2 protein-coding genes are annotated in these 3,083 nt (G+C 62.5%); one reads left to right on the forward strand and one right to left on the reverse strand.

Annotation, left to right across the window (positions count from 1 at the left end):
• Positions 1–237: 237 nt before the first annotated feature.
• Complete coding sequence (locus RF638_RS15875) at positions 238–1,668, reverse strand: IS1380 family transposase (RefSeq protein ID WP_368842450.1); 1,431 nt, start codon at positions 1,666–1,668, stop codon at positions 238–240.
• Positions 1,669–1,922: 254 nt separating this feature from the next.
• On the opposite strand from RF638_RS15875, the gene rarD reads away from it, so the two are divergent.
• Entirely contained in the window at positions 1,923–2,951 is a 1,029-nt protein-coding gene (gene rarD / locus RF638_RS15880) for an EamA family transporter RarD (protein WP_368842451.1), read from the forward strand.
• The last annotated feature ends 132 nt before the right edge of the window (positions 2,952–3,083 follow it).

Consider the following 3,083-nt stretch of genomic DNA (forward strand, 5'->3'; position numbering starts at 1 on the left):
GCTCATCACCCCAGGGAACTACGCGGACATTCTTACGTGAGGCACCCGCTCCCGTTCCCGGACCTTTTAGCCTGAATCCACCGGCGGGTTCTCTGCCCGGCGGCTGAGAATGTGGAACTTCGGGAGTATGGAAGCTGGGCAGCCGGTGGTGTCCCGGCCATGCTCCGGTCTGTTCCACTTCGGCGTTTCCGAGGGTCTCCTTGTTCCTCGGTCTTGTGCCCTTCCAGGGCTGGGCGGTCAGGTATTGACTATTGTTGCTGGTGGGCCCAGGGCGGCGGTCCAGAGCCGGTCGAAGGCATCAGCCCATTTCCACTCTGTTGGCAGATGAAGGATGAGTTTCCGGGCCCGGTGAGCGATCCTGGCGGGAATGCCGATAATGCGATGTTGAAGAGTCAGTGCCCGCACCCGGGCCATGGCCCCGCCGATAATGGTCGCGGTAGTGCGCATCAAGTTATGAGCCATGGTGGTGATAGCCAGCCATGCCGCGTTGGCCTGGAACACCCCTGAGGGCATATGGGCCAGGGGTCCTGCTTTGAGTTCGGCGTTGACCTGCTCGATCACTGCATGCTGACGGTGCATCCGATCCGCTGCGGAGGTGACGAGCACTGAGGCGTCGATGGTGGTGAAGAACCCATGGTGCCGATAGACATCGAAGATCGTGTCCTGCCCGGCAGCCAGCTTGACCTTGTTCTTCTCAGGCACCCGGCGCACGATCAGTCGGCCCTGAACTTGTTCGGAGGCTTTCTTGGAGGTGAACGCGGTGAACGGCACTTCAGCGACCTCAGCCTCACTGACCCACTGCCCTGAGGCTTCGTCGTAGATCGCGTTCTTGTACTTGATCTTCGTCCAAGAGCTCTCCTCGATGCTGGCGATGGCGGTCTTGATCTTCTTGTTCATCCGCACGGTCACTGAGAGTTCGGCCCCGCCGTCGCGGGCGGCTTTGGCGACCTTCGCGTTGTAGTACGCGGAGTCAGCGCGCACCACCACCGGCCCGGACTGGCCCGGGATCTTGGCTGTGACTGCCAGTGCGTCACCGACCAGGCGGGCAGCACCCCGGGCGGAGTAGGCCGAGCCTTCCCGCAACCTCTGGGCCACCACAATGGGAGAACATTCCGCGGTGGAAGCCACCGCCAGCTGGGCGTTCAGGCCCCGATCGCCCTGGTAGCCGAAACCTGCGCCCTGCTTCTTGGCGGAGAAGACCTCGATGACGGTGTCATCGATATCCACAAACGTCATCGCCGCAGCCCCGGTAGCACTGGGTGTGGCAGGCAACAGCGGGGCATATGAACCAAGATTCGCTAAGAACCGGGCCCCGACGGCATCAAGCTGACGTACATGCCCGAAGGTGTAGGCCCGCAGATGCGATCCCAGGGTGGAAGGGGCATACACCCGGTCAAACAGCGAGCCCATCCCCCCGTGGCGCAGAACGTCCATGTCATCGATGCTGTCAGCCCCAGCCACCATCCCGGCCACCAGACTGCTGATCTTCGCCCCCGCGTTCGCGCCTTTATCGGCCCCAGTGTTGAACACCGTCACCTTGTCCTGGGCCAGTTCAACCAACCCGGCATTCTGTGCCAAGGCCATGACCGGGGCCAGCCCGGCAGCCGACACGAGGTTCGGCTCATCGAAGGTATACGACACCGACTTGGGAGCGTGATTGAATAGCACCTGAGAGATGCGCCTTCCTGACTGGGAAACAGAGACTTAGAACATCCCTATTTTCCCAGGTCAGAGGCGCATTTCCTCTATCAACCCACCCCGCACAGCCCCTACCTCATCGGTGGATCGAGGTTTAGCTGAGTCTCGTCGACAGGTGGCCTTTACTGCGCTCACCCCCTACCTTGAGAAGAAGGTTCTTCAACCATTCAATCCACACACTCGAGGGGCGATATACCGCTGCACTGACCGGAAGGAGCATTCTCATGCTGAGAGGTGTCCTGGCCTCCGTATTGGCCTCCGTTTTCTTCGGAGTTCTGTATCTCTATCCGGTGCTGTTGCAACCGATGAACGCCAATCAGATCCTGGCGTTCCGCATGCTCCTCACTTTCCCTGCGGTCACGCTGATCTTGTTGATGACGGGTAGGCGCTGGGCCATTCAACGGGTCCTGGTGTTGGCGGGGGAGAAGCCCCTGGTGGGCCTGTCCCTGCTGGTCACCGCCGGGATTCTGGCCATGCAGATGTGGCTGTTCGCGTGGGCGCCCCTGAACGGTTACGCCCTGGATACGTCCCTCGGCTACTTCCTGTTGCCGTTGGTCATGGTCGTGATCGGCCGCGTGCTTTACAAGGAACCGATGTCCTGGTGGAAGATCGTCGGTGCCGCGCTGGCCACGATCGGCGTGATTCACGAGGTCTGGCGCGCGGGTGGCATGTCCTGGCCAACCGTGGCCGTGGCCGGCGGGTATGCGGTGTACTTCGTGGTGCGCCACCAGGCCGGCACCTCGTTTTCCGGTGGGCTGTGGGCTGAGATGGCGCTCATGCTCCCCATCGCGGCATTCCTGCTGGGTGCGGAGGACGGGCTGGCCGCCATCGACGACCAGAACCTGCTGATCGCCGCGATTCTCGGCCTGGGTGTGCTCAGCGCGGGCGCGCTGGTTGCTTACACGATGGCCAGCAAGCTCTTGCCCTTCAACGTGTTCGGCCTGCTCGGTTACCTGGAGCCGGTGCTGCTCGTGTTCGTCTCGCTCGCGATCGGCGAGACCCTGGCCCCGGGGCAGATCTTCACCTACCTGCCGATCTGGCTGGCTTTGGGTGTGCTCGTTGCCGAGTCGGTCGTGGACATCGTCCGCCGACGCCGCTCGGTCACCACTCCTGCCGAAACTCACGATTCCGAGCGCGAACCGGTTACCGCCGGAATCCCTATCGTGGATCAACCCCTCGCGGAAATGACCGCCGGCTCCCACCCGGTGACCGCGGGGATCCCCCTGGTGGACCGGCACGAGCGTCACGACTGACGCGGCGTCGTCAGCTAGGACAGCTCGTCCAGGTATCCCGCATTCTGACCGACGGTAACGCGGCTCTTCAACTTTGAGCGTGGTGGGGCCCTGAAGTAGGGCTCGCGGCCCTACGCCAGCATGGGTGTTGTC

Source organism: Kocuria sp. CPCC 205235 (assembly GCF_040980905.1).
GTDB classification, from domain to species: domain Bacteria; phylum Actinomycetota; class Actinomycetes; order Actinomycetales; family Micrococcaceae; genus Kocuria; species Kocuria carniphila.

Excerpts from the sequence above, each read along its gene's own strand:
- rarD (WP_368842451.1), top strand. The coding sequence starts at position 1,923 with ATGCTGAGAGGTGTCCTGGCCTCCGTATTGGCCTCCGTTTTCTTCGGA.